Raw genomic sequence first — 1,702 nt, forward strand, 5'->3', positions numbered from 1 at the left:
GACCTCCACCGCGTCCGGACCGAGGCCGGGCACCGGCAGCTCGCCGAGCAGCCTGCGGACCAGTTCGCAGGCCCGCGCACACGCCTCCGGTTCGGAGCCGTGAACCGACGGCAGTGCCACCAGCTCGGCGAGGTCGGTGCGGGCGCGACCGAGCTGCGTGACGACCGCGTCGGCGAGTGGGGTCAGGGACGGGTGTGGGGCCCGGAACGGAGTGGAGGCGGACATGGGGGCCAGCCTAGTTCCGCCGTCCGACCCCGCTCCCGCCGTACGAGCCCGCTCCCGCCGGAGGCCGCACCGCCCGAAGATGAACAACTCGCGACCAACATGAACGGAAGATGAACCAAGAATGAAGTACAGTATCCGTCATGACCTACGTGATCGTCGTCACCCCAGCTGATCCGGCCTGTCGCGACGCGGCCCACCTCGATGATCTCCCCGCCCACGTCCGGGCTGATCTCCTCGAGCTCCGCGACCAGGTCAGTACTCGCTTCCCCGAGGCGGACGCGGTGGGTGAGACCGGTGCACTCACCCGGCGGCCGCACATCGACGGCGTCGGTGTGGTGATCCATCCCGGGGTGATCACCCGGCCCCTGGTGGTCAACGCGGTGATGCGGTACGCGGCCCCCCACCAACTGCTGGTGACCACTCCGGAACTCGGGCTGGTGGCCGATCCGCGCGTGCGGATCGACATCGACGTCCACCGCCGGCCCACCACCGCCGGCGCCGGCATCACCGACCACGCCGTGCGCGGTCGGCCGCACGGGACCCTGCCGTGGGTGACGCACGAACTGTTGGAGCAGCTGGTGCGCGCGCTGGAGGTGGAGGGGGACCGGCTCGAGCTGGACGTCGACGAGGACCGGTGGTTCCGATACGAGCGCGCCGGGGACGCCCTGCGCATCCAGGTGGCCGACGGGCCCGGGGTCCCGCTCGTCGGCCGGACCCTCGCACTCGGAGAGGTCGAGGCCGCGGCCTCGACCGGGTGGGCCTGGGCGCGGGGTGACCGCAGTTGGCTCGGTGAGGTGCCGGGCGCCCCGATGGCCGAGGAGGTCACGGCGGCCTGAGCCGTCCGAGTAACGCCGGGTCGGCCTGGTTCAGACCGAGTTGTCGTAGCGCAGGGACGCCACCACGGCATCGATCGTCGCCTCCGGCTGGACCCCCGGCTCGTCCTCGTCGGACATCAGGACGAACACGATCGAGGCGGGGGATCCGTCCGTCCCTCTGGTCGACACCGCGATCGTGTCGAACCGGATGGTCGGCGGGGTGCAGGAGTCGCGGGGTGGCCGGACTGCGCCTCGGAGCGAGACGTACCAGGCGGGAACCCCCGAGACGCCGATGCTGCGGGCCTCGGGCACGGGGACGTCCGCACCGTTCCTGGTGAAGCGACGGTCGATCGAGTCCGCCATGGCCCGCGAGGCGGACTCGGCCTGCTCGCGCGCGTCGCCCGGGAGCATCGTGCTGATGCCGGACAGGGTGCGGAACGACAGCCCTGACGCGGCGCAGTAGCCGCGGTCGGCGATCGCGTTGGCGGTGGTGACGTACCCCGAGCCCCAGTCCGACCCCGGGTCCTGCGGGACGTCCGTGTCACCCGGCGCGGGTGCGCCGAACGGGTCGCCCACCTCCCAGTCGGGTGGGACCGAGTAGACCAGCCCGGTCGGACTGCGCACGTCCTGCCATCCGCCGGGCGGCGGGCCCGCGGCCAGGG

General features: G+C 72.6%; 2 protein-coding genes and 1 pseudogene. 1 reads left to right on the forward strand and 2 read right to left on the reverse strand.

Annotation, left to right across the window (positions count from 1 at the left end):
- Window positions 1-225, reverse strand: a pseudogene (locus IY392_RS13365) (dipeptidase); the annotation flags it as partial.
- Window positions 226-365: 140 nt separating this feature from the next.
- Here IY392_RS13365 and IY392_RS13370 point away from each other — a divergent pair.
- On the forward strand, window positions 366-1,061 hold the full coding sequence (locus tag IY392_RS13370; RefSeq protein WP_194861475.1) for a hypothetical protein: 696 nt from the start codon (window positions 366-368) through the stop codon (window positions 1,059-1,061).
- Between the two features lie 30 nt (window positions 1,062-1,091).
- On the opposite strand, the gene IY392_RS13375 is transcribed toward IY392_RS13370, so the two are convergent.
- Window positions 1,092-1,702 (reverse strand): hypothetical protein (locus IY392_RS13375; RefSeq protein WP_194861476.1); only part of this gene is annotated, 611 nt, incomplete at its 5' end.

Origin of the sequence: Dietzia sp. SYD-A1 (genome assembly GCF_015356725.1) — a bacterium.
In the GTDB taxonomy this organism is placed as follows: Bacteria; Actinomycetota; Actinomycetes; order Mycobacteriales; family Mycobacteriaceae; genus Dietzia.

Coding starts and splice junctions, on each gene's coding strand:
- IY392_RS13370 (WP_194861475.1), top strand. CDS start 366: ATGACCTACGTGATCGTCGTCACCCCAGCTGATCCGGCCTGTCGCGAC.